Origin of the sequence: Enterobacter asburiae (assembly GCF_008080435.1) — a bacterium.
GTDB lineage: Bacteria > Pseudomonadota > Gammaproteobacteria > Enterobacterales > Enterobacteriaceae > Enterobacter > Enterobacter asburiae_C.
The window spans coordinates 1-1,281 of sequence record NZ_VRKN01000057.1 but is presented as its reverse complement, the minus strand read 5'-3'; the positions used below and the strand labels follow the sequence as shown (position 1 = coordinate 1,281).

Below are 1,281 nucleotides of genomic sequence, written 5' to 3'. Positions count from 1 at the left end.
ACCGCTGGCAACAAAGGATAAGGGTTGCGCTCGTTGCGGGACTTAACCCAACATTTCACAACACGAGCTGACGACAGCCATGCAGCACCTGTCTCAGAGTTCCCGAAGGCACCAAAGCATCTCTGCTAAGTTCTCTGGATGTCAAGAGTAGGTAAGGTTCTTCGCGTTGCATCGAATTAAACCACATGCTCCACCGCTTGTGCGGGCCCCCGTCAATTCATTTGAGTTTTAACCTTGCGGCCGTACTCCCCAGGCGGTCGACTTAACGCGTTAGCTCCGGAAGCCACGCCTCAAGGGCACAACCTCCAAGTCGACATCGTTTACGGCGTGGACTACCAGGGTATCTAATCCTGTTTGCTCCCCACGCTTTCGCACCTGAGCGTCAGTCTTTGTCCAGGGGGCCGCCTTCGCCACCGGTATTCCTCCAGATCTCTACGCATTTCACCGCTACACCTGGAATTCTACCCCCCTCTACAAGACTCTAGCCTGCCAGTTTCGAATGCAGTTCCCAGGTTGAGCCCGGGGATTTCACATCCGACTTGACAGACCGCCTGCGTGCGCTTTACGCCCAGTAATTCCGATTAACGCTTGCACCCTCCGTATTACCGCGGCTGCTGGCACGGAGTTAGCCGGTGCTTCTTCTGCGGGTAACGTCAATCGACAAGGTTATTAACCTTATCGCCTTCCTCCCCGCTGAAAGTACTTTACAACCCGAAGGCCTTCTTCATACACGCGGCATGGCTGCATCAGGCTTGCGCCCATTGTGCAATATTCCCCACTGCTGCCTCCCGTAGGAGTCTGGACCGTGTCTCAGTTCCAGTGTGGCTGGTCATCCTCTCAGACCAGCTAGGGATCGTCGCCTAGGTGAGCCGTTACCCCACCTACTAGCTAATCCCATCTGGGCACATCTGATGGCAAGAGGCCCGAAGGTCCCCCTCTTTGGTCTTGCGACGTTATGCGGTATTAGCTACCGTTTCCAGTAGTTATCCCCCTCCATCAGGCAGTTTCCCAGACATTACTCACCCGTCCGCCGCTCGTCACCCGAGAGCAAGCTCTCTGTGCTACCGCTCGACTTGCATGTGTTAGGCCTGCCGCCAGCGTTCAATCTGAGCCATGATCAAACTCTTCAATTTAAGTTTGATGCTCGTGAATTAAACTTCGTAATGAATTACGTATGTTCACTCAGAGACTTGGTATTCATTTATTGTCCGGAGACATTAAGAATCCATGTCACTTTGAGTGCCCACACAGATTGTCTGATAAATTGTTAAAGAGCAGTGC

Annotated in this window: 1 rRNA gene; it reads right to left on the bottom strand. The window is 53.1% G+C overall.

The features are described 5' to 3' along the window. A 16S ribosomal RNA gene (locus FU672_RS24785) occupies window positions 1-1,133 on the bottom strand; the annotation flags it as partial. Between the last annotated feature and the right edge of the window lie 148 nt (window positions 1,134-1,281).